The sequence below is a fragment of the Nocardioides sp. genome (assembly GCF_035576065.1).
Classification (GTDB): domain Bacteria; phylum Actinomycetota; class Actinomycetes; order Propionibacteriales; family Nocardioidaceae; genus Nocardioides.
Genome location: NZ_DATLWX010000007.1, coordinates 101632 through 124009 on the forward strand (window position 1 = coordinate 101632; position 22378 = coordinate 124009).

A 22378-nucleotide genomic window follows, 5' to 3' on the forward strand; every position below is an offset into this window, starting at 1 on the left:
CACGTCGCCGTACCTGACCAGTCGCGGGCCTACTGGTCGTGGACACCGACGACCTCTGGGGAGCGGCTTCCTCGTACCAAGACCGCCGCACCGGCCGCGAGCACGAAGTCGGCGACCGAGTGCGTCAGGCGCGCGAGCAGAGCAGCCGCCGCAGCGGCGGGGACGCCGACCGCGGGCGCCAGCAGCACGATGAGCACCGCTTCCCTCGCCCCGACGCCGGCCGGAGCGAGAACCATCAGCACCCCGGCCGTGTGCGCCAGCGCGAACGCGGCGACGGCGGCCACCAGGTCCTGGGGGTCCGTGCGGGCGGACGGGATCAGGACCCACAGGCAGGTCCCGTAGCAGGCCCACACGCCCGTCATCAGCGCGAGGCTGCGGACCAGGTCAGTGCCGTCGAAGCGTGTCCGCACGCCTGCAGCGGCCACGCGGTCGCCGACCGCCCTCAGCAGGGGCGGGGACAGCGCGATCGCCCCGGCGGCGGAGAGCAGCAGCCACCAGGCCACGCCCGGGTCCGTACGGATGGCTCCTGCTGCAACGAGGACGCCGCCGAGCACCAGCCCGCTGACGGCGTGGATCACCAGGAACAGGGCCGACGCGGCCACACTCGACCTCGGTGGCACCCCGCACCTGCGACCGAGCTGAGCCTGCGCCGCGAAGCTCCAGACCGAGCCGGGCACGTACTTGCCGAGCTGACCGACGAAGAACACGGCTGCCGCCTCGCGCGGCTCCACGCGTGGACCGAGCGCCGTCAGCAGCATCCGCCACACCACGCCGGTGAGCACCAGCCCCCCGACGGCACAGCCCATCGCCACGACCAGCCGGGCAGGCCCGGTGTCGGCCACCACACCACCGATCTCGTCCCATCGACCGCGAAACCCCCACCACGCCAGAGCCACGGTGAGAAGGACGAAGACGATGCGAGCACCTCGCATGGCGTGCGTACGCGTCATGCGGGACCGATGGGGCGGAGCAGGGCAGTCCGAGTCGGGTAGGGCAGAGCAGGAGTCAGACCTCGCGTCATGGTCATCACGAGTCGGTGGCCCAGTGTGTCGATGGCCTCCAGGTAGCGACGACGGTCGACGTTGTCGAAGACGATGAGCCCGTCGGGGGAGAGCCGCTCAACGGCGCGAGCCAGGCATGCCTCCCTGGCCCGGCCGTCGATGACGACGACGTCGAAGGTGCCGCCGACGCCATCGATGGCCGCGACGTAGTCGGCGAAGTCCAGCCCGTCGTGGCCGGGCTTGGCGGACGGTACGCGCGGAGTCGCGGCCACCCGTGGCTCCACCACCTGCAAGGTCACGTTTGCGGGGAGCCGCGAGGTGAGCTCGTCTGCCCAGCCCGCGTGGTGCTCGACGGAGTGCACCGACCCGGCGCGCGCTGCCAGCCACAGGGTGGACGCGCCTGAGCCCCACTCGAAGACCCGGGCGCCCGGGTGCGCGTGGAGGTGGGCCGCGACCTGGTCTGCGGAGTCGAAGGTCCACCACGGGATGTCCAGTCGGGCCAGCCCGTCCACGTCGTGAATGGCGAACAACGACACCAACCAGGTCGCCGTCCGCGAGCGCGGGGCCCGCTGCTCGAGCGCGCCGAGCACGCCCATGGCGCGCGCCGGCGGACCGGCCGCTCGGACGCACCGGACGTACGCGCCCTTCACAGGAGGTCTGCCATGTCGGGCACGCGCAGGATGTCGAAGCGCGCGCGTTTGGTGTGCTCGAGGTTCGTCTCGATCAGGGCGCGGTTGGTGCGGATCAGGTCGGAGATGATGCCGAGCATCAGGCACAGCGATGACATGACGATGAGCGCGGCCCCGACCAACAGGGACTGCACGTGCCCGCCCCCCTCGCCGGCGGCGGTCAGGAACGCGTAGCGCACGTAGGGCAGCAGGCCGAGGATGCCGAAGAGGCTGGCCATCAGACCGAAGATCACGTAGGGCCGATACATGATGTAGGCGCGGACGATCGCCGCCGCCGACTTGAAGACGTGCTGACGGGTCGAGGAGAACAGACGTGACTCGCGAGTCTTGGCGTTGGTGAGGACGGGCACGCTGACGATCGCGAGGTTCTTGTTGCCCGCCTGGATGATCGTCTCCATGCAGTAGGAGAAACGAGTCACGGTGTTGAGGCGCATGAGGCTCTCGCGGGAGTAGGCACGAAAGCCGCTGGCAGCGTCGGGCAGCTCAGTACGGGCGGCGACATTGACCACCGACGATCCCAGACGCTGCAGCGCCTTCTTGGACGGCGAGAAATGGTCGATCAGCGCGACCTGTCGGTCCGCGACCACGATGTCGGCCTCGCCACGAAGGATGGGTTGCACCAGGTCCGCGATCCGCTCCTGGGGGTACTGATTGTCACCGTCGGTGTTCACCACGATGTCGGCCCCGAGGGCGAGGGCGTGGTCGATGCCGTCGGTGAAGGACCGAGCCAGCCCTTGGTTGCCGCGGTGACGGACGAACTGCGTGACGCCGTGCGCCAGGGCGACCTCGTACGTACGGTCCGTGGAGCCGTCATCGATCACGAGCACCACGATCTCGTCGATGCCGGGGATCGACACCGGGATCGAGGACAGCACGAGCGCGAGGGTCTCCTCCTCGTTGAGACAAGGAATCTGCACGACGAGCTTCACGCGTGGCCTCACAGGGATCCGGTGGTCTAACAGCTTCGGTCCGGGCGAGACTGGCGCGGGGGCGTGCCCGCTCGGGGGCCTCAAGGTGTCGGCCCGACGAATAATGGGCGAGCGTCTGCTACGCCGCTCGTCGCGAGCCACGCTCGACTGGACAATGACCTCCATGCCAGCCGACGGTCGTTCCCCGCGACCGCGGGTGATCCGATGTGTCCTGCCGGCGGTCCTGTTCTGTGTCTGTGCCCTGGTCTACGGGCTGACGGTGAGCACCAATCCGAGCCCCGACGCCTTCTCCGCGGACTTCGCAGCCTGGCACATCGCCCGGACGGGTGAACCAGTGCCGGACATCTCTGACTTCCCTCTGCTGGACGACAACCCCATCCGCGAGACCTGGATCGTGGAGACCGCCGACGGCCGGGAGGCGGTGGGGCGCGCACCCGGCGTGATCGCCGCGGCGGTGCCTGCGTACGCAATCCTGCGGCCCACCTCGATCAGCGCCGTCCCGGGCGGGCTCGCGGCGGCCCTCCTCAGTGCTGGTTCGGTGATGCTGCTGTTCCTGCTGCTGCGCGACCGCACCGGATCCCGCACCGCCCTCGTCGCGGCCGGCTTGCTGGGCTTCGCCAGCCCCGTGTGGGCGGTGGCGGCGGACGCGATGTGGCCGCACACCCTCACCACCCTCGGGATCCTGGGCATGGCATGGGCAGCGGACCGCCGTCGGTGGTGGCTGGTCGGGCTGTTCGGCGGTGTGGCTCTGTGGGGACGGCTGCACGCCGCGCTGATCTGCGGGGTGCTGGGGCTCGGGCTGGCGTGGGCACGTCGTCGTCCTGGCATCGCGGTCCGCGTAGGGACGGCCGCCGGGTCGATGCTCGCTCTCGTATCTGTCTGGACTCGATGGATGTACGGCTCCTGGGACCCCACGTCGGGCTATCGAACCGGCGACTTCGGCCAACGCGCTGCCGACAACGTCCTGCACCTTGCCAACTACCTCGGCTTCGTGGTCTCGGCCGACCGGGGCCTGCTCTGGTGGTCGCCGCTGCTCGTGCTGCTCGTGCCAGCCGCGTGGCGCAACCGGCGCGAGCTTCCGGACTGGAGCCGCTGGCTGGCAGCCGGCGGCGGGTCCTACCTGCTGAGCCAGGCCGTCCTGAATCGGTTCAGCGGCGGCGACCACTTCTACTCCTACCGCACGAGCTTGGAGCTCGTCGTCAGCCTTGCGCCCGCCCTCGCGTTGAGTGCGCACATGATGTCGGACCGCGCGCGGCGCTGGTTCACACCGGTCGCCGTGCTCCAGGTCGTGCTCATCGCGCCCGGCGCAGTGCTCGACAGCTTCTACGTCCCGGTCGCCGACGTGTGGTGGCGCAACGCGTTCCTCGACGCGCTCCTACGACGACCCCTTGACCTGCTTCCGCTGGCCGCATGCGCCCTGCTGGTGTCGCTCATCGCCGTACGCCTCCTGCGGTCCCCGCGACTGCTCCGCATCCTCGAGCAGGATGCTCCGACGCCGGTTCGTACGTCAGCCCCCGTTCAGTCAACCGGTGTGTTGTAGCCTCCGATCGATGTCGTCAGCCAACCCGCCCACAGCAGAGCCGGTAGGGGCACCTCACCTCGCGCCCGAGGAGTTCGACCGCTGGTACGGCGGTTGGGACCCGCTCGACCCGACCACGATCGCCGCCTTCATGGACAGGTTCGACCGTCCGTGGTGGGTGATCGGCGGGTGGAGCATCGAGGCCTTCACCGGCGTCCCGCGCCAGCACGAGGACATGGACATCTCGATCCTGTCCAGTGACGTGGAGGAGTTCCGGCTGTTCCTCGACGACCGTTACACGCCATGGAACGTCGATGACGGCTGGTTCCGGCCGTTCGACGCACGGTTCACCGATGTCCGGCCTGACAGCCAGGTCTGGGTGCGCCGGGACGCACAGTCCCCCTGGATCCTCGATGTGCCCTTCACGCCGGACACTGACGGACGCTGGACGAACAAGCGTCACCTCGCCCACACCGAGGACGTGGACGACGTCACCTGGGTCGCACCGGACGGCCTGCGCTACGCCCGACCGGAGGTGACCTTGATGTTCAAGGCCGCTCAGTCCCGGGAGAAGGACCGGCAGGACGCCGAGGTGGCGCTGCCCATGCTCGATGCCGGGGCACGCCGTTGGCTGAGCGATGCCATTGCCCGCTTCGCCCCGCACCACGAGTGGGTCCAGGCTTTCTAGAGCCGCCGTGGCCCGGCGTGGCCCGCCAGGCACACCCAAGCACCGTCGCTGCGTACCCAGACCTGCGTCATCGGCATCCGGAACGTCTCGGTGTCGTCGTCCCCGGCCAGCACCACGTCGATGACCTCCGCGAAGAGGACGGCTGTCTCCCCCACCACCACGACCTCGGGGTCGAGCAGCTTCTGTGACCGCCAGGTCGTGTGGCCGGTCGTGTTCCGCCGGATGTACTCGGTGCGGTCGTACGTCTCCCCGACATGGGCGGTCCACCTGAAATCCTGGTGGAGGAGCGCTGAGAGGCGTTCGGCGTCGCCGTCGGCGAGCGCAGCGGCTCTGGCTTCGGCCGCCTGGATGACCTGCCTCGTCACGTCCACCACGCCAGCGTGTCACGCGAAGGCAGGAGCGCGCCCCCGGGCTGGGATCATCGTCACATGAGGGTGGTCGTCGTGGGTGCCGGGATGAGCGGGCTGTGCTGCGCCCGGCTCCTGGTCCGGCAGGGCCATGAGGTCACCCTGGTCAGCGCCGACGCCCTGGACCTGACCACGTCCTACCTGGCCGCGGCGGTCTGGTTCCCGACTGCTGTGGGCCCACCCGAGAAGGTCGCGCGGTGGGGTGCTTCGACGTACGACGTCCTTGCTGCTGAAGCCGCTGCCGACGTGCCCGGGGTGGTGATGCGCGAGTCCCTGATGCTCTACCGGGACCGGGAGTCCGTGCTGCCGCCCCTGCCGGGGTGGGCTGGCGAGGTCGGAGACGTCCGCCCAGCACGCCCGGACGAGCTGCCCCCGGGCTATCCCTACGGGCTGCGGTTCGTCGTCCCCCTGGTCGAGATGCCCCTCTACCTGCCCCACCTCTACGCGGAGGTCCTCGCAGCCGGCGCGCGCCACGTCGTTCGCCGGGTGTCCAGACTGGACGAGGTGCTGGACCTCGCGCCTGACGTCGTCGTGAACGCGTCCGGGATGGCAGCGGGGGCGCTGGTCGGCGACGACACCGTGTTCCCGGTGCGTGGCCAGATCGTGCGGGTGAGCAATCCGGGGGTGCACCTGTCGGTCCGCGACGAGCACCACCCCGGTGGCCGGGCGTACGTCCATCCGCGCTCCGAGGACTGCATCCTCGGCGGGACTCTCGACGTGGGCGACTGGCACACCGAGCCCGACCCCGCCGAGACCGCCGCCATCCTCGAGCGTTGCATCGACATCGCGCCCCGCCTGGCCGACGCGGAGGTGCTCGAGTCGGTCGTCGGGCTGCGCCCGGGACGCCGCGAGGTCCGTGTGGAGCTCGACGAGGACCTGTTGCCCGTCCCTGTCGTCCACGACTACGGCCACGGGGGCGCGGGGATCACCATCGGCTGGGGATGCGGCGAGGACGTGGCTTCGCTCGTGGGGGAGCTGGCGGCTCCGTAGGGGCTGCCGCGCCTATGAGGCGCTGGCTGCACGTGCAGCGGGCGACGGGACCGCCTCCGGCTGCCGACCGAGCGAGCTCCGCGGCCGGCCGAAGGGTGGGGCGAACAGCCAGGCGAACCCGACTCGGGTGAGGGCGTGCTGGACGACGAAGCAGCCGAGCACGACGACGCCCGTGATCAACAGCGGATACAGCGCGACTGCCAAGACCGACGCCGGGCCCGTCCCTTCGAAGCGGACGATGTCGACCAGCAGGACGTGCACGACGGCTAGCACCGGGACGTGCAGGACGTAGATCGGCAGGGTGCGGGCTCCGAGGAACGAGCCGACCGACGCCGCCGGTGACCACTGCGCGAGCGCCGCGGCACCCCTGACCGCGAGGGGGACAGCCAGGACACTCACGACGAATCGGGTCGTCTCTCCGCCGACGGTGATGGCGAGGTGAGCGGTGAACGCCACCGCTGTGGCGCTCGCCAGGAGAGTGGTGTCGCGCCGGTCCAGTCGAGCCATGCCCCAGACGACGTGTGGGAAGAACGCCCCGAAGGCGAAGTAGACGAAGTGCTGCAACAGTGACTCCCGGTTGACCGCGTCGATCCCCAGGGCGGGCGCCGCGAGCGAGACCACCGCTGCTACGGCCACCACGATGCGGGGGTCTGCCGAGGTCACCAGTCGCGCGACCAGGAAGTACGCGACCAGCGCGTAGAGATACCACAACCCGCTCGAGGCCACGACGAGGTCGGCGACGAGCTCGGTGCCTCCGCGGACACGGTTCATCGGGAGGTCCACGAGGACCATGAAGACGCCCATGTGGATGACCAACCAGGCGGCGTACAGGAAGTAGACGTTCAGGACCCGTTTGCCTGCGACGTCTCGCCACTGCCGGGTCAGAGAAGGTCCGGCGAGCAGGCCGGACACCAGGAAGAACAGCGGCATCCGCACGATCTTCAGCGCATGGGTCACCCCGAGCCAGCCGGCCTCCACCCCGGCCAGCGTGTCCGGCACGAGGAGGTCGACGTGCTTGCTGACGGTGTGGTGCAGCACGACCAGGACGATCGCCAGTGCCTTCGCCGTGTCTGCCCAGATCATCCGTCGGTCGGTCATGGAGGCAGGCGAGGATGGCGTGTCGGACATCGGGACTCCTTGTCCGCGGGATGCCGGCGCGCGGGGACTGGTTCGGCGGGCACAGTGGGGCGCGCTCCGGACCGATCCCGAGTGACCGATCGGCTGAGGCTCGCTCTCGGCGAGCGTATCGACATCGCGACCGGGTCCCCCAGTTCTGGACGCACATCAGGGGTGTGACGTTGCTCGCCCTGCAGGACGACCGACGCTGTCGCGGTTGTACGTCGACGGGTCGGCGAGCGCCATACGAACGAGCTACTGGGTGCTCCGAGGTGGGCTCTCCACCGCTCGCCGCCACGGCAGGCTGCCATCGAGCTCGACCTCCAGCGAGAAGCTGAGGAAGGTCCGGACCAGCACGATCAGCCCCAGACCCAGCGCGCTCTCGAGCGTCGGATCCACGGTGATGGTGAGCACGATGTCGGCGATGATCAGCAGCTCGAGGCCCAGGAGGATCACCCGCCCCATGCCGCGCCGAGCCCTCTCGTAGGCGCCGCGCACCCCGACGCGTCGCACCGACCAGCCCGCGTGGGCGAAGGCGCCCACGGCGCCCAGCACGAGGACCGCGACACCGGCGAGCTCGAACCCGTGGACCACCAGCTCCATCAGGGCATCAAAGCGCTCATCATCGATCATGTGCCAAGGCTGCCACGTCATCGCACGGTGCGACACAGCGCTAGAGGTGACGGTTCACTGCTAGCCGTGGTGTCGGGTGGAGTCGATGAACGACTCGGTCTCGCGAGCAACCACCTCGGGGTGGGTCAGCGCCGCCCAGTGTCCATAGGGCAGTTCCACGCGCTCCAGCCGATCGGTCCAGCGCTCACTCTCGCGCAGACTGCCCGGCCGGATCGCGACGTCTCGCGTGAGCACCAGCTGGAGGACGGGCACCGTGGTGCGCCGTTCCCGTGGCCGCGCGCCCCGGTTGAAGGTGTTCGCGCGGTAGTAGCTCAGCCCGTTCACCATGTCCTGGACCAGCGTCGAGGCGTGGGCGTCCATCTCGGGCTCGCCTCCCTCGGTAGAGCCCACCACCCGGCGCCAACGGTCGCGAGTCGCCACCGTCCGCAGGACCGGGCCAGCCAGCGGGGAGACGAAGAACGGCACGTAGGACGACGACACTCCCTGCGCCACCGTCTGGAGCAGCCTGCGCGGCGTCGGGCGGCTCAGGTTGCGGCGTACCCACATCCCCAGGTGGTCGAGGTTGGGTCCGCTCATCGAGGCGAAGGAGGCCACCCGGTGCTCAGCGCCGTTCTCGCACACGGCCTCCCACACCTGGATCGAGCCCCAGTCGTGGGCCAGCACGTGCACGGGCTCGGTGGGACTGACGTCGTCGATGACAGCGAAGAAGTCCCGAGCGAGGTCGGGGAGGGCGAAGGACACCTTGCGGTCGACCGCTTCGGGCAGGGCGGACTCCCCCTGCCCCCGCGTGTCGTACATGACCACCCGAAAGCGCGACGCGAGGTGTTCTGCGACGGAGCGCCACATCAGGTGCGTGTCCGGCCAGCCGTGCACCATCACGAGGGTGGGTCCCTGCGGGTTGCCACCGACGAACACGGCGAGCTCGACACCGCCGTTCGTGACGGTCCGTCGGGTCAGGGCGAGGCTCATGTCGTCATCCTGGGTCCGCTCAACGGCTGTCGGCGTCCTGCGGCAGGTTGCTCCGTTCGTCGAGCAACCTTTGGGCAAGGACACGCAGCTTCACGTTGGTGTCCTGGGAGAGCCGGGTCAGGAAGCTGAAGGCGCGGGCGTCGCTGAGGTCGAACCGCTCCATGATCACGCCCACGGCCTGGCCGATCAGCTGCCGGGTCTCCACTGCCTGTTGGAGCTGGTCGATCTGACGGGCGTACGACAGCGCCACCGCAGCCTGGTGCGCGAACAGCTGGCCGACGGTCGTCAGGTCCTCGAAGACTCCGGGGCGCGTGCTGTAGAGGTTCAGGGCTCCGTTGGAGGCGGGTGAGTCGTAGAGCCGGATGCCTGCCTGGGCCTCGATGCCGGCCGCTGCTGCGATGGGCCCGTATGCCGGGAAGCGGCTGTCGGTCGCGAGGTACGGCGCCGCAGCGTGCATGGTCTCCGTCGCCGCGTCGTAGCACGGACCTTCGAGGAGGTCGTACTGCGCAGCGTCGAGGTCGCAGATCAGCTGGTCAGTCGGCGCAAAGGTCTCGAGGCGACCGTCTGCGTGCTTGACCGTGATGCTGGCGTATTCGACGTCGGGCAACACCTCGACCGCCGCGGCGGTGATCCGCTCGAGCGTCCTGTCGAGATCGTCAGGTGCCAGTGCCTCGGAGAGACGCCGACTTGCCTCGACCAGGTTGAGGTGCTGATCCATGAGCCTGCCGTCCCGCGCTGATGAGTGAGGGCTGAACTCTAGCCAAGCCGTGCGTCCGCTTGCGCATCGCACCGACCTCGTCGACGGGCCCGCCGGCCGTGAGCCGCTGGCGTAGATCGTCCAGGACGCGGTTGAGGATCCTCGACACATGTGCCTGACCCACGCCGATCTCATCGGCGATCTCGTGCTGGGTCCGCTGCTCGAAGAATCGGAGATAGACCACGCGGCGCTCACGCTCGGTGAGGTCTCGGACGGCCGGCAGCACCATCACTCGCGCTTCGCACGCTTCGAGGGCGACGTCCTCCTCCGACAGGAGCTCCCCGAGCTCCTGGCCGGAGTCCGACGACGTGACCGGCTGATCGAGCGAGGTCGGACGGAAGCAACCGTTGGCCGAGACGACCTCGGCGTATTCCACCTCACTGATGCCCAGGGCCTCGATCAGCTCGGCCGAGCGCGGTGGGCGGCCGAGGGTGGCGGTCAGCGCCTCCTCCACCCGCACGGCGCGCCACTGGGTCTCCTGGACCCAGCGCGTCGGCCGGACCATCCATCCGAGGTCGCGGAAGTGCCGCTGGATCTCCCCACGGATGGTGGGTACGGCGAAGGACATGAAGTCGTGCTCCGAGGAGGGATCGAACCGTCGGACGGCCTTGATGAGGCCTTCGAAGGCCACCTGCTCGAGGTCCTCCCGGTCGATCCCCCTGCCGGCGAAGCGACGCGCCATGGCCCGGGCGACCCGCGAGTTGGAGGTGACCGCCTCGTCCCACAGCTCCTGCTTGCGGGCGTCGTCATCAGTGCCTGCCGCTGCGGCCAGCAGCTGCGCCGTACACCGCGAACGGTCCTGGAACGCAGTCGGGAGCCCCGCGAAGGAGGCTCGATCCTGGGCTCGTTCGGGGGCGATGGTCACTCTGAGTCACTTTCGGCTGCGACTGGGGACGCCCGATTCTTGAGCGAGGCGTGACCGGCTCCGGAGGTCGTCACTCGGACGCGGAGGGGGATCACTTCAACGAAACTATCCGGGCCCTCAGGTGGGGAATACCTCCCAAACGGTGACCGTCCCGGACCCTCACAAGGGCTGAGTCGGCCCGCAGCTCGCGACGCGAGAACGCCCCGGACCTCACAGAGGTCCGGGGCGTTCGATTCACGTTGCTCTCAGTTGCGGTTCATCGACGCTCGCATCGCAGAGACTGCGGCGGCGGCGGCCGTGACGGTCAGCAACTGCAAGGCCTCGCCCAGCGAACGGGCGTACAACGACCTCACTGTCGTGCTCAGTGGTTGCGGTGGCCGTCGACGTCGTCGTCGTAGAAGTCGCGGCTTCCGGACTTGGCGAGGCCGCGGCTGATCATGTAGCCGATGGTCAGCAGGCTGACGTAGAACCACGCCTCCTGCGAACCGAAGTCGCTGCGGTCCGTCATGGCCGCGGCGATGAGGACACCGAGCACCGAGGCGACGTAGGCAATGAGCTCGGTCGTCTTGAAGGACGACTTCGTCTCGGTGCTCACGCGGCGGGTGGCGGTGCGGTCATGGGTGTGGGCGGTGTTCGCCATGGTGAAACCTCTTTCAGGAATTTTTGCGAAGTTCCGGCCAGTTCTTGATCGGATTTCAGGACGCCTTGAGGCGCCTCCGCCACATTGCCGTCGTCTTTCGTGTCAGCGCAAAACGACTACACCCCAAGTAGGGTGGCCGGATGAGCGCAGATCTTCTGCTCCAGCGCCACTTCGCCACCGATCTCCCGGGCCTGGCCATCCCGTGGCAGGCGGAGCCGGCCCCCAACCCGCGTCTGGTCGCCCTGGACGAGTCGCTCGCCGTCGAGCTGGGCCTGGATCCGGCGTGGCTGCGGACTCCGAAAGGGGTCGGGCTGCTGACCGGCGCCGTACTCCCGCCGGAGGCGACCCCGGTGGCACAGGCCTACGCCGGCCATCAGTTCGGCGGGTTCTCCCCACGTCTCGGCGATGGCCGTGCCCTGCTTCTCGGGGAGCTGATCGACACCGAAGGGCGGATGCGCGACCTGCACCTCAAGGGCGCCGGGCGCACACCGTTCGCACGCGGCGGCGACGGCCTGGCGGCCCTCGGGCCGATGCTGCGCGAATACGTCGTGAGCGAGGCGATGCACGCCCTCGGTGTGCCCACGACCCGATCCCTCGCCGTGGTCTCGACCGGACGCCAGGTGCTGCGCGAGGACGCCCTGCCCGGGGCTGTGCTGGCACGAGTCGCGAGCAGCCACCTGCGTGTGGGCAGCTTCCAGTACGCCGCGATCTCAGGCGACCTCGACCTGCTGCGCCGCCTGGCTGACCACGCCATCGCGCGTCATCACCCCGCAGCTGCGGAGGCCGATCTCCCGCACCTGGCGCTGCTCGAGGCGGTGGTGGCCGCGCAGGCCTCGTTGATCGCGAAGTGGATGCTGGTCGGGTTCGTCCACGGCGTCATGAACACCGACAACATGACGATCTCCGGCGAGACCATCGACTACGGGCCGTGCGCCTTCATCGATGCCTTCGACCCGGCCACGGTCTACAGCTCGATCGACCACGCCGGCCGATACGCCTTCGGCAACCAGGCCGTAGTGGCCCAGTGGAACCTCGCTCGGCTCGCCGAGACGCTGCTGCCCCTCATCGACCCTGATCAGGAGCGGGCGATCGAGCTCGCAGTGGGCGCGCTCGACGCCTTCCCGGGCCTGTACGCCGATGCGTGGGCCGCCGGGATGCGTGCGAAGCTCGGCCTCGCCGACCAGGCCGACAACGAAGCAACGGCCACGCTGGTGGCCGACTGGACCTCGCTCATGCACCGCAGCCGCGTCGACCACACTGCGGCATACCGCGCGCTGGCTCGGGCAGCACGGGGCGACAACGAACCCGTCCGCGGGCTGTTCCTCGACCTGCGTGAAGTCGACGAGTGGCTGTCCCGCTGGTCGGCGCAGGAGCCGGATGCGGCCCTGATGGACCGGACCAACCCGGTGTACATCCCCCGCAACCACCTCGTGGAGGAGGCCCTGACCGCCGCCACCGACGGCGACCACTCGTTGTTCGACCGTCTGGTCGAGGTCGTCACCGCGCCGTACGACGAACGTCCCGGACTCGAGCGCTACGCCCAGCCGGCTCCCGACGACTTCGGCACCTACCAGACCTTCTGCGGCACCTGAGCCGCCTCGAGCGCGCACCTGAGGGCGTGTCGGACGTGTCGAAGTCCTAGGCGTACGCCGAGGCGCAGCGCTCCGGCAGCCGCAGTCCTGGCATCATCACGTCCGACGCGCCGTCCGCCCGCCCCTGTGGATGAGCCCAGGCGACTTCGGCGCGTCTGGGGCACGCTGGCGGGGTGGACGCGGCCAAAGCACTGGAGCGCTGTGGCGGGGTGGCCACCGCGGGCGAGATCCTTCGATGGACCACCCGACGCAGGCTGCGGAAAGCCGTCGGAACCGGAGCGATCTCGCGCACGTCGAGGGGCCGATATGCGTTGCCGATACTCGGGCAGCCCCGTGACCTGGCCGACGCACTCACCGCCACGGTGTGCCTGCGGAGTGCCGCGGCGACGCATGGGTGGCCCATGAAGCTCGCTCCGCCCACACCCGAGATCGCCGTCCGCCCCAACCGGAAGGTCGAAGGGGAGCGATGGGACGGCGTACGCGTCTGCTGGCTCAACCTGGCAGACGACGAGGTTCAGGACGGCGTCACCACCCCACTCCGCACGGTCATCGACTGTGCCCGGCTGTTGCCGTTCGACGAAGCGCTGGCCATCGCCGACTCCGCTCTGCGCTCGGGCAAGGTGACCCGGCGTGAAGCTGGACGACGTACGCGTACGCGGCGCCGGCGCGGCGGCCGTGCATCGGGTGCTGCGTCACGCCAACGCGAGGGCGGCCAACCCGTTCGAGTCAGTGCTGCGCGCTCTATGCATCGAGGCCGGACTTACCGTCGAGCCGCAGCGTCCGATTCAGCACTCTGAGGGGGTGATCCACCCTGACCTCGTCTGTCTGGAGCTCCGGTTGATCTTGGAGGCCGACTCCTGGACCTTCCACGCCACGCGCAAGGCGTTCAAGCGCGACTGTGCGCGATACAACCTGCTCGTGTTGCAGGGTTGGTCCGTGCTCCGCTTCGCGTGGGAGCACGTGATGCTCGATCAGGTCTACGTTCGACAGGTGCTCGCGCAGGCGCGGCGCGTCGAACGTGTCGAAGTTGTTCACGCCCTCGCGCATCCCGCCTGAGCGCCGCGCGCTGATCGTCTTCATCACGTCCGACGCGCCGCAGGAACGCGCGCTCGGATGTCACTCGAGGGTGAACTCCACCTTCCTGGTGGTCACGTCGGCGGTCGTCAGCCTGACGGTGACCTGCTCCCCCACCGGAAGTGGGGCCGTCCCCGAGACGTGGGCCTCGATCGCCGGGTCCTCGATCGTGACCTCCCCACGACGGTCGTCCTTCTCGTCGGTCTCCACGACTACCCCCGCGAACGACTCGCCCAGCCGAGGAGCCAGGACGGCGGCTTCGACGAGGTTGAGGATGGCGTTCTCGTACTGGTTGGCGCGCCTTCCGGACTCCCGCATCGTGTCGGGCAGCTCCGGCAGCCTGGCCAGCACCCAGTCAGGGACCTCGTCACCAGCGCACAGCGCCACGCAGATCTCGAGGGCGTAGCGGTCGACGAGGCGGCGCAGGGGTGCCGTGACGTGGGCGTACTCCGAAGCCAGCGCCGAGTGCTGCGCCTGGTCGGGCAGCTCGCCGTTGAAGCCGACGTAGCCGCTGCCGCGGAGCAGCCGCGTGCACGCCACGACCATCGCGGCGTGATTGGCCTTGGAGACGTCCAGCGAGCGGATGAAGTCGGGGTAGAGCAGCTCGGCCGGCCAGTCGATCTTCAGCGCCCTCGCCGTCCGGTGCAGCCGCTTGACGTCGCGCGGGTCCGGTGGGGGCAGGGTGCGCAGGAGCCCGACTCGGGCGTAGACCATCAGGGACGCTGCTGCAAAGCCGGTGAGCAGCGAGATCTGCGCGTTCCAGCTCTCGACGGGCAGCATCCTGCGGAACTCGAGGCGCCAGGTGCCGTCCTCGTCCGCGATCTCCTGCTCGGGAAGGGGCAGGGAGACTCCCCCGCGGGCAGCCTCCCGCTCGAGGCGGAGCTCGCCGACCTCCCTGAGGATCGTGAACATCTCGTCGGCCGTCCCCGCGTCCAGGTCGGCTTGTACGGCGTCGTAGGAGAGCTTGGCCCGCGACCGCACCAGCGCCCGCTCGACCGTCGCGTCGGCACCCTCACCCTGGGCGTCGACCTGGATCCTCCACACCAGCGCGGGGCGGACCTGGTCGGGCAGGAGGGAGCCGGCATCCTCGGAGATCGCCTTGGGGTGCAGCGGCACCTTGGAGTCGGCGCCGTAGAGCGTCTCCCCGCGCCGGTTGGCCTCGATGTCGACCGCGTCGCCCGGGGTGATGAAGGCTGAGAGGTCTGCAATCGCGTAGTGAACGACATATCCGTCCCCGGACCGCTCGAGGAACATCGCCTGGTCGAGGTCCATCGCCGACTCGGGGTCGACGGTCACGAACGGGAGATCCGTGAGGTCCTTCTCCGGCAACCTGGGGCTCGCCGCCGCTGCGGCGGCGACCTCCTCGACCTCGGCCGGAAACTCGGCGGAGACGCCCATCTCCTTCTGGATGGCGGCGATGCCGTCGCGGAGGGTGTCCCCGGACACCGAGTCGGAACCGGAGTCCGGGCCTGACGATCGGACAGTGATCACACGAGAGCTGGCCATGGCTTTCACCCTAGCCACACACCTCGTAGCGAGCTGGGCACGCATCCGCCCTACCCTTGCTCGCGTGCTGATCCTGCTCCCGCCCAGCGAGGGCAAGTCCATCCCCCGTCGCGGTCGCGCCCTCGATCTCACCACCCTGAGCACGCCGGCCCTGACCCCGCACCGCGAGCGCGTCATCGACGCCCTCGTTGCCCTGGCTCGACGCCCTGACGCCGCCGCCATCCTGGGGCTCGGCGGCACGCAGGCCGACCTGGTCGAACTCGATACTCGTCTGCTGACCGCGCCGACTGCCCGCGCCGACGCCGTCTACACCGGCGTGCTCTACGACGCACTCGGCTTCGCGTCCCTCTCGAGCGCAGCCAGACGTCGGGCCACGAGTCGAGTGGCGATCACCAGTTCGGTCTTCGGCCTCGTCCGCCCGACTGATCGGATCCCCGCCTATCGCCTCGCCGGCGACATCTCCCTCCCCGGTCTCGGGCCCGTCGCCGGCGTGTGGCGGGCGTGCCTGGGCCAGGCCGTGCAGGAGGAGGTGGGATCGGGGCTGCTGGTGGACCTTCGCTCGACGATGTATGCCGCCTTCTGGCGCCCTCCCGCACCTGGACCGGTGCGCGTCGCGACCGTGCGCGTCCTCCACGAGATCGGCGGGGTGCGCAAGGTGGTCAGCCACTTCAACAAGGCCACCAAGGGACGCATCGTGCGCGACCTGCTGGAGGACGGAGCGAATCCGCGGACCCCTCAGGCGCTCGCGGACGCCCTGCGGGACCTCGGGTGGTGCGTCGAGCTCCGCGACGACGCCGCCAGGGGGGCCCAGCTGGACGTCGTGGTGACCGAGGTCTGAGCCTGGGTCGACGTCCGGGTCAGAGTCCGGACTCGGGGGTGCGGACCAGGATGCGTTGGCACTCCTCGCACCGGACGACCACGTCTGCGGCGGTGGCGCGGATGGCGGAGAGCTCGGCCGCGTCGATCGTCATGTGGCAGCCTCCGCACTGACGGGCTCGGAGGGGTGCAGCGCCGACGCCACCCTTCTGCGCCCGGATCCGTTCGTACAGCGCCAGCAGGTCCTCCGGGAGGCCCTCGACCGCCGGACGACGGGCGGCCTCGATCTCTGCCAGCGTGCCGTCGATCTCTGCCCAGCGGGCGTCCCGGATGCCGGCCAGCTCGGCGATCTGGTCGTCGGTCTGCTGCACCTGCGTCGTCAGGCTGTCCGCGGCTCGCTGCGCCTCCTCGAGCTGCTCCATGATCTCGAGCTCGGCGTCCTCGAGACTGTTGATCCGACGCTCCAGTGACTCCAGCTCGTGCTGCATCCGCTCGAGGTCCTTGTGACTGGAGATCAGCCCCTGGTCCATCCGGTCCCGGTCGCGCGTACGCCGCACCTTGACCTGCTCGACGTCGGCGTCCGCCTTCTTCTGCTCGACCGTGAGGTCGTCGACGACGATGCGCGCGTCCCGCAGCCGGTCGTCGAGGTCACCGCGACCGGTCTCGAGCTCGGTGAGGCGGATGTTCTCCGGGAGCGTCGTGCGCTGGTGACGGAGCTGGTCGGCGCGTGCGTCGAGCTCCTGGACGGCAAGGAGCTGCTGCTGGGCGGACGGGTCGGCCTTCAAGACGTGGAACTCCTCGATCGGACTGCAACGGTGAGTGGTGTCAGACGCGGAACTGCCATGGATCGGTGCAGGTCGTGCTGACGCGAGTGCTCACCGTATCCCCCAGCGCGGAGCGGAGCCTGCCCTCCACCACCGGCAGCCATGTCCACTCGGCGGCCCAGTGCGCCACATCGATCAGCGCCGGGCCTCGGTGCTCGAGGAACTCCCCCGCTCGGTGGTGGCGCAGGTCACTCGTGACGTAGGCGTCCACGTCCGCGGTCGCGAGCTCGTCGAGCAGGAAGTCGCCTGACCCACCGCACACGGCCACGCGGCGTACGACGCGGTCGGGGTCGCCTGCCACCCGCACGCCGTGCGCCGTGGCCGGCAGGGCCGAGGCAACCTGCGTCGCGAAGTCTCGCAGTGTCGTCTGCGACACCGATCCGATCCGCCCGGTGCCGGTCGGGCTCTGCCCGGGGTCCGCGAGCTCGATCACGTCGAAGGCAGGTTCCTCGTAGGGATGGGCGTCGAGAAGGGCGCGCACGACACTGGCGCGGCGTGAGCGCGGAAGAACTGATTCCACCCTCGTCTCAGGCACGACGGCCAGGGAGTCCACCTCACCGATGGCTGGGTCCGCTCCCTCGAGCGGCCGAAAGCGTCCCTCCCCCGTCACCGAGAAGGTGCAGGAGTCATAGTCACCGATCGCGCCGGCGCCAGCCGCGGCCAGTGCGGCCCTCATTGCCTCCGCGTGCTCGTGCGGGACGAAGGTGACCACCTTGTCGAGCGCGGTCCCGGGGGCGGGCCGGATGGGGGCGAGGTCCTCTAGCCCGATGGCGCGCGCCAGCGCCTCCGAGACGCCGCCCGCGGCCTGGTCCGCGTTGGTGTGGGCCGTCAGGAGTGCGCAGCCGCCCGCCGTGAGCGCGTGCAACGTCCGCCCCTTGGGGGTCGTCGCCGCGACGCTGTGGACCGCGCCCAGGAAGAGCGGGTGGTGCACGACCAGTAGGTCGGCTCCCCACTCGACTGCCTCCCGCGCGACGTCGAGGGTGGGATCGACGGCGAACATGACTCGCGCGACCTCTGCCGAGGGATCTCCCGACACCAGACCTACCGCGTCCCACGAATCGGCAGTGGACGGCGGATACCAGGAGTGCAGCAGGTCGACGACGTCGGCAAGCAGGGGCATGGCTGCAGGCTAGCGACCGGGTCAGTTGACCTGTCGTTCCTGTCCGTCCCAGTAGGGCTCACGAAGCTTGAACTTCTGCAGCTTGCCGGTCGCGGTGCGGGCGAGCTCGTCACGGATCTCCACCGACGTGGGCGCCTTGTAGCCTGCCGCCCTGTCCTTGCACCAGGCGATGAGCTCCGCCTCATCGGCGGACTCCCCCGGTTTCAGGACGACGAGGGCCTTGATCGTCTCTCCCCACTTCTCGCTCGGCACTCCGATCACGGCGACCTCCGCGACCGAGGGATGGGAGAACAACACGTCCTCGACCTCGATTGAGGAGACGTTCTCGCCACCGGTGATGATCACGTCCTTCTTCCGGTCGGTCAGCGTCAGATAACCGTCGTCGCCGAGCACTCCGCCGTCGCCCGTGTGGAACCAGTCGTCCGCCAGCACCTTCGCCGACTCCTCCGGCTGCTCCCAGTAGCCCTCGAGGACGACGTTGGAGCGCGCCAGCACCTCCCCCTCGGGATCGGTCATGAGGCGTACGCCGAGGGCAGGTGCTCCCGCCCGGATGAGCTTGCCGGCGAGTTCCTCCGACGAGAGGTCGTCCCACTCAGCTCGGGCGCGGTTGACGGTGAGCAGCGGTGAGGTCTCGGTCAGACCGTAGATCTGGAGGAACTCCCACCCGAGCTCCTCCTGGACCCGGACGACGGTCCTCGTCGGCGGAGGTGCGCCGGCGCAGATGATCCGCACCTTCTCCCGACCGGGGACCTCGCCGTCCCACTCGGACGCGGCGTCGAGCACGGCAGCGATCACTGCTGGCGCGGCGCACATCACGGTGACGCCGTACGCCTCCACGCGACGCAGGATCTCGGCTCCATCGACCTTGCGGAGGACGATTTGCGGCACGCCCAGGCCGGACATCGCGAACGGCATGCCCCACCCGTTCGCGTGGAACATCGGCAAGGTGTGGAGGTAGATGTCGCGGTCGGTCACGGCTGCGTGCATCGCGAACGTCACAGCGTTGACCCAGATGTTGCGGTGGGTGATCTGGACGCCCTTGGGCCGCGCCGTGGTGCCGGACGTGTAGTTGATGCAGGCGGTCGCCGACTCGTCGGGCTCCCACGGCCGTGGCTCGACTCCTTCGGGGGCGAACATGTCCTCGTCGCGGCCCAGCACGAACCGGTGCTCAGCACCCACGCCGGCGAGGGTCTCGTCAAGCTCTGGGTCGACGTACAGGACCCGCGCACCCGAGTGCTCGACGATGTAGGCCACCTCGTCGGGGCGCAGCCTGAAGTTCACCGGCACCAGCACGCGCCCGGAGCCGGCCACACCGAAGAACGAGGTCAGCAGCCGCGCACTGTTGTGGGAGACCACAGCGACTCTGTCCCCCACCGCGATGCCCAGCTCGTCGAGCTTGGCCGCCTGGCGTTGCGCCAGGGCTGCCAGCTCGGCGTAGGTCAGGTCCCCCAGCGACGCAGCGGGTTGGTCTGGCTCGTCGATCACGCCGGTGCGCTCGCCGTAGACCACGCGGGCCCGGTCGATGAAGTCCATGACGGAAAACGGCACCAGCATGTCTCCCACTGTGACACGGACCACCGACCTCCCGGCCAGACCAGCCGATGAGAGAGTTCTCATCGCCTTCTCATGTCGGGGCCACCCAGCCGAGCGACCATGCGCATGTGAGCTCATGGTTGAAGACCTTGCTGGTGATGATCGTCGTCGTGCCGATGACGATGTACGTCGCCGGGTCGCTCGTCGCCTCTCAGGCCGGCGAACCCGCCGACCGCAGTCCGGTGATCATCGAGGACCCCCGCTCGCCCACCTCCGAGGACCCTCGTCGGACCACGGGCAAGTCGGGCGGCGGGGCCGACGACGTGCAACGAGAAGACCGCCGCACACCCGTCGCGACACCGTCGCCCAGGCCCACCTCCGTTCCCACGTCAGTCGCCACCCGCACTCCACCACCCGTCCCCACGCCCACTGACGAGGCCCGAGACGACGAGTCGGCTCGAGTCGTGACGCCGAAGCCCACGCCGGTGGACGATGATGAAGGTCCGGACGACCGGGACGAGGACGACGACACCATCACAGACGAGGACGATGACGACGACGCGGAGGACGGCGGAGGCGACAACGACGAGGACGATCGAGGTCCCGACGACGGGAGCGACGACTGATCGTCGCTGGCCGGGACGCCTGTCGCAGATCTCGGTCCGCACCCGCATCGTCGCTGTCATCGCCATCTTGATGGCGGTGGCCATGTCCGGCGCCGGCCTGCTCGTCTACGCACTTGAGGCTGCGCGGATCGAGCGAGACGTCACCGATCAGATCGATCAGGAGATCGCCGAGTTCCGCGAGCTGACGATCGACCCTCTCACCGGCCAGCCTTTCGACGACGTCTCGAGAATGCTGGACGTCTTCTTGACCCGCAACGTGCCCGGCGACGACGAGATGCTGGTCGGGTATGCCGACGATGCTCGCCCCCTGCGCACTCGCAACCCCTACGGACAGGAAGTGTTGGACGAACCGGCCTACCAGCAGGCGGTGGACAGCCCACCTGTCGATGGCGGGACCACCGTCATCGCCTCCGAGCGGTTCGGCGAGGTCTGGGTGACGGTTGTTCCGGTCAGCAACTCAGACAGTCAGGGCTCACTGGTCATCGTGAACTTCCTCGAGGGCGAGCACGAAGAGCTTCAAGGAACGCTGAGCACCTACGCCCTGGTCGCTCTCATGTCCCTCGCGCTGATCACCACGATCGCCGGCTTCCAGTCAGGACGACTGTTGGCTCCGCTACGCACGCTCGAGGAGACGGCGCGCGACATCACCGCCACCGGCTTGTCCCGACGGATCCCGGAGCGGGGCAACGACGACATCACGGCGCTCACCCGCACCATCAACCTCATGCTCGCTCGGCTCGAGGCGGGCTTCGCCGAGCAACGGCGCTTCCTCGACGATGCCGGTCACGAGCTCAAGACTCCACTGACCGTGCTGCGCGGCCACCTGGAGCTGCTTGACGTGAGCGATCGCGACGAGGTCGCTGAGACGCGCGTCCTCCTCCTCGACGAGGTCGACCGGATGGCACGACTCGTCGGTGATCTGACCGTCCTTGCCAAGAGCCGACGCCCCGACTTCCTGGCCCCGGGACCGGTTGATCTGGGGCAACTGACCGCGTCCCTCCTGGCCAAGGCCCGCGGACTCGGCGATCGCGACTGGCGTCTCGATGCGAGGGCAGAGGGCAGCACCATCGTGGACGAGCAACGACTCACCCAGGCCGTCCTGCAGCTGGCCGACAACGCCGTCAAGCACACCGCTCCGGGCGACACCATCGCACTTGGCTCCTCACTCAGCAACGGCACCGCTCGAGTGTGGGTCCGCGACAGTGGACCAGGCGTCCCCGAGCACCAGCGCGGCTCCATCTTCGAGCGCTTCGGCCGCGGCGACGTCCACCCTGGCGACGAGGGCTTCGGGCTGGGGCTCTCGATCGTCCAAGCGATCGTCATCGCCCACGGCGGGTCTGTGTCAGTGTCTGACGCGGAGCCCGCTGGAGCCCTCTTCGAGCTCGTCCTACCGACACAGGAGGTCTCGCATGGCCCGCATCCTGATCGTTGAGGACGAACAACGCATTGCCTCGTTCGTCGCGAAGGGCCTCCGCGCCGAAGGTCACCAGCCGACTGTCGTCGCCGACGGGCCGGGCGGGCTGGACGCAGCACTGTCCGGCCGGTTCGACCTGATGGTGCTCGACATCGGCCTGCCAGGCATGAACGGCTTCGAGGTGCTCGACCAGCTCCGCTCCCAGGGCAGCAGGATGCCGGTCATCATCTTGACCGCACGTGACTCCGTGACCGACACCGTCGCAGCGCTCGACAGCGGCGCGGACGACTACATGGCCAAACCCTTTCGCTTCGCAGAGCTGTTGGCTCGCGTGCGGCTGCGGCTCCGCACCACCGATGCCCCCGACGCGCGTGCTCGCGACGAGGTGCTCCGCGTCGGCGGCCTCGAGCTGGATCGCCGCACCAGACGGATCATGATCAACGCAGAGGTGCTCGACCTGTCTGCCCGCGAGTTCGCCCTGGCGGAGATCTTCATGCTCAACCCGGGCCAGGTGCTGACCCGCGAGCAGTTGCTGGATCACGTGTGGGGCTACGACTTCGACCCCGGTTCGAATGTTGTCGATGTCTATGTGGGCTATCTGCGCAAGAAGGTCGGCAACACCACCATCGCGACCGTTCGCGGAGTCGGCTACCGCTTCGAGCCTGCCTGA

The 22378-nt window shown here is 69.2% G+C and carries 23 protein-coding genes; 9 read left to right on the forward strand and 14 right to left on the reverse strand.

The features are described 5' to 3' along the window. Positions 1-29 precede the first annotated feature (29 nt). Genes VNJ48_RS03370 through VNJ48_RS03380 form a run of 3 tightly spaced genes read right to left on the reverse strand, consistent with a single transcriptional unit; the run spans position 30 to position 2607 of the window. A complete protein-coding gene (locus VNJ48_RS03370) occupies positions 30-950 on the reverse strand; it encodes a lysylphosphatidylglycerol synthase domain-containing protein (RefSeq protein WP_325599107.1) in 921 nt (306 codons plus the stop codon). Further along, positions 947-1651 (reverse strand): class I SAM-dependent methyltransferase, encoded by a 705-nt coding sequence (locus VNJ48_RS03375; RefSeq protein WP_325599109.1) that lies wholly within the window; start codon positions 1649-1651, stop codon positions 947-949. The genes VNJ48_RS03370 and VNJ48_RS03375 overlap by 4 nt, the downstream gene beginning before the upstream one ends. Further along, positions 1648-2607: a glycosyltransferase family 2 protein gene (locus VNJ48_RS03380; protein WP_325599110.1), complete on the reverse strand. Its 960-nt coding sequence runs from the start codon at positions 2605-2607 to the stop codon at positions 1648-1650. The genes VNJ48_RS03375 and VNJ48_RS03380 overlap by 4 nt, the downstream gene beginning before the upstream one ends. A 175-nt stretch (positions 2608-2782) precedes the next feature. On the opposite strand from VNJ48_RS03380, the gene VNJ48_RS03385 reads away from it, so the two are divergent. Beyond that, positions 2783-4159: a hypothetical protein gene (locus VNJ48_RS03385; RefSeq protein WP_325599112.1), complete on the forward strand. Its 1377-nt coding sequence runs from the start codon at positions 2783-2785 to the stop codon at positions 4157-4159. A 10-nt stretch (positions 4160-4169) separates the two neighbouring features. After that, positions 4170-4826, forward strand: a complete 657-nt coding sequence (locus VNJ48_RS03390; RefSeq protein WP_325599114.1) for a nucleotidyltransferase domain-containing protein — start codon at positions 4170-4172, stop codon at positions 4824-4826. Here the strand turns inward: VNJ48_RS03390 and VNJ48_RS03395 are convergent. Next, the gene (locus VNJ48_RS03395; RefSeq protein ID WP_325599116.1) at positions 4823-5197 is read right to left on the reverse strand and encodes a nuclear transport factor 2 family protein; all 375 of its coding nucleotides are present in this window, start codon (positions 5195-5197) and stop codon (positions 4823-4825) included. The genes VNJ48_RS03390 and VNJ48_RS03395 overlap by 4 nt on opposite strands. 57 nt (positions 5198-5254) lie before the next feature. On the opposite strand from VNJ48_RS03395, the gene VNJ48_RS03400 reads away from it, so the two are divergent. After that, on the forward strand, positions 5255-6223 hold the full coding sequence (locus VNJ48_RS03400) for an FAD-dependent oxidoreductase (protein ID WP_325599118.1): 969 nt from the start codon (positions 5255-5257) through the stop codon (positions 6221-6223). Positions 6224-6235: 12 nt separating this feature from the next. Here the strand turns inward: VNJ48_RS03400 and VNJ48_RS03405 are convergent, their stop codons facing one another. From VNJ48_RS03405 to VNJ48_RS03430, 6 genes are all read right to left on the reverse strand, one after another. After that, complete coding sequence (locus VNJ48_RS03405; protein ID WP_325599120.1) at positions 6236-7351, reverse strand: acyltransferase; 1116 nt, start codon at positions 7349-7351, stop codon at positions 6236-6238. Positions 7352-7594: 243 nt separating this feature from the next. Next, positions 7595-7972 (reverse strand): DUF1622 domain-containing protein, encoded by a 378-nt coding sequence (locus VNJ48_RS03410; RefSeq protein ID WP_325599122.1) that lies wholly within the window; start codon positions 7970-7972, stop codon positions 7595-7597. 60 nt (positions 7973-8032) lie between these two features. After that, positions 8033-8941 (reverse strand): alpha/beta fold hydrolase, encoded by a 909-nt coding sequence (locus tag VNJ48_RS03415; protein WP_325599124.1) that lies wholly within the window; start codon positions 8939-8941, stop codon positions 8033-8035. Positions 8942-8960: 19 nt separating this feature from the next. Next, a complete protein-coding gene (locus tag VNJ48_RS03420; protein ID WP_325599126.1) occupies positions 8961-9659 on the reverse strand; it encodes a GAF and ANTAR domain-containing protein in 699 nt (232 codons plus the stop codon). Beyond that, positions 9598-10563, reverse strand: a complete 966-nt coding sequence (locus VNJ48_RS03425) for a sigma-70 family RNA polymerase sigma factor (RefSeq protein WP_325599127.1) — start codon at positions 10561-10563, stop codon at positions 9598-9600. The genes VNJ48_RS03420 and VNJ48_RS03425 overlap by 62 nt, the downstream gene beginning before the upstream one ends. A gap of 361 nt (positions 10564-10924) precedes the next feature. Continuing rightward, positions 10925-11203 (reverse strand): hypothetical protein, encoded by a 279-nt coding sequence (locus VNJ48_RS03430; RefSeq protein ID WP_325599128.1) that lies wholly within the window; start codon positions 11201-11203, stop codon positions 10925-10927. A 140-nt stretch (positions 11204-11343) separates the two neighbouring features. On the opposite strand from VNJ48_RS03430, the gene VNJ48_RS03435 reads away from it, so the two are divergent. Further along, entirely contained in the window at positions 11344-12795 is a 1452-nt protein-coding gene (locus VNJ48_RS03435; RefSeq protein WP_325599129.1) for a protein adenylyltransferase SelO, read from the forward strand. A gap of 630 nt (positions 12796-13425) precedes the next feature. Beyond that, positions 13426-13851 carry an endonuclease domain-containing protein gene (locus VNJ48_RS03440; RefSeq protein WP_325599130.1) on the forward strand — a complete coding sequence of 142 codons (426 nt, stop codon included), beginning with the start codon at positions 13426-13428 and terminating at the stop codon, positions 13849-13851. Between the two features lie 60 nt (positions 13852-13911). On the opposite strand, the gene VNJ48_RS03445 is transcribed toward VNJ48_RS03440, so the two are convergent. Further along, on the reverse strand, positions 13912-15375 hold the full coding sequence (locus tag VNJ48_RS03445; protein WP_325599132.1) for an RNB domain-containing ribonuclease: 1464 nt from the start codon (positions 15373-15375) through the stop codon (positions 13912-13914). Positions 15376-15439: 64 nt separating this feature from the next. Between VNJ48_RS03445 and yaaA the strand changes: the two genes are divergently transcribed. After that, positions 15440-16213, forward strand: coding sequence for a peroxide stress protein YaaA (gene yaaA / locus VNJ48_RS03450; protein ID WP_325599134.1), 774 nt, complete (start codon positions 15440-15442; stop codon positions 16211-16213). A gap of 19 nt (positions 16214-16232) precedes the next feature. Here the strand turns inward: yaaA and VNJ48_RS03455 are convergent, their stop codons facing one another. Genes VNJ48_RS03455 through VNJ48_RS03465 form a run of 3 tightly spaced genes read right to left on the reverse strand, consistent with a single transcriptional unit; the run spans position 16233 to position 19689 of the window. Continuing rightward, positions 16233-16976 (reverse strand): zinc ribbon domain-containing protein, encoded by a 744-nt coding sequence (locus VNJ48_RS03455; RefSeq protein ID WP_325599136.1) that lies wholly within the window; start codon positions 16974-16976, stop codon positions 16233-16235. Positions 16977-17016: 40 nt separating this feature from the next. After that, entirely contained in the window at positions 17017-18135 is a 1119-nt protein-coding gene (locus VNJ48_RS03460) for a Nif3-like dinuclear metal center hexameric protein (protein ID WP_325599138.1), read from the reverse strand. 21 nt (positions 18136-18156) lie between these two features. Next, positions 18157-19689 (reverse strand): AMP-binding protein, encoded by a 1533-nt coding sequence (locus tag VNJ48_RS03465; protein WP_325599140.1) that lies wholly within the window; start codon positions 19687-19689, stop codon positions 18157-18159. Between the two features lie 107 nt (positions 19690-19796). Here VNJ48_RS03465 and VNJ48_RS03470 point away from each other — a divergent pair, with 107 nt between their 5' ends. Genes VNJ48_RS03470 through VNJ48_RS03480 form a run of 3 tightly spaced genes read left to right on the forward strand, consistent with a single transcriptional unit; the run spans position 19797 to position 22378 of the window. After that, on the forward strand, positions 19797-20294 hold the full coding sequence (locus VNJ48_RS03470; protein WP_325599142.1) for a hypothetical protein: 498 nt from the start codon (positions 19797-19799) through the stop codon (positions 20292-20294). After that, positions 20218-21726, forward strand: coding sequence for a sensor histidine kinase (locus tag VNJ48_RS03475; protein WP_325599144.1), 1509 nt, complete (start codon positions 20218-20220; stop codon positions 21724-21726). The genes VNJ48_RS03470 and VNJ48_RS03475 overlap by 77 nt, the downstream gene beginning before the upstream one ends. After that, a complete protein-coding gene (locus VNJ48_RS03480; RefSeq protein ID WP_325599146.1) occupies positions 21704-22378 on the forward strand; it encodes a response regulator transcription factor in 675 nt (224 codons plus the stop codon). Before VNJ48_RS03475 ends, VNJ48_RS03480 begins: the two co-directional genes overlap by 23 nt.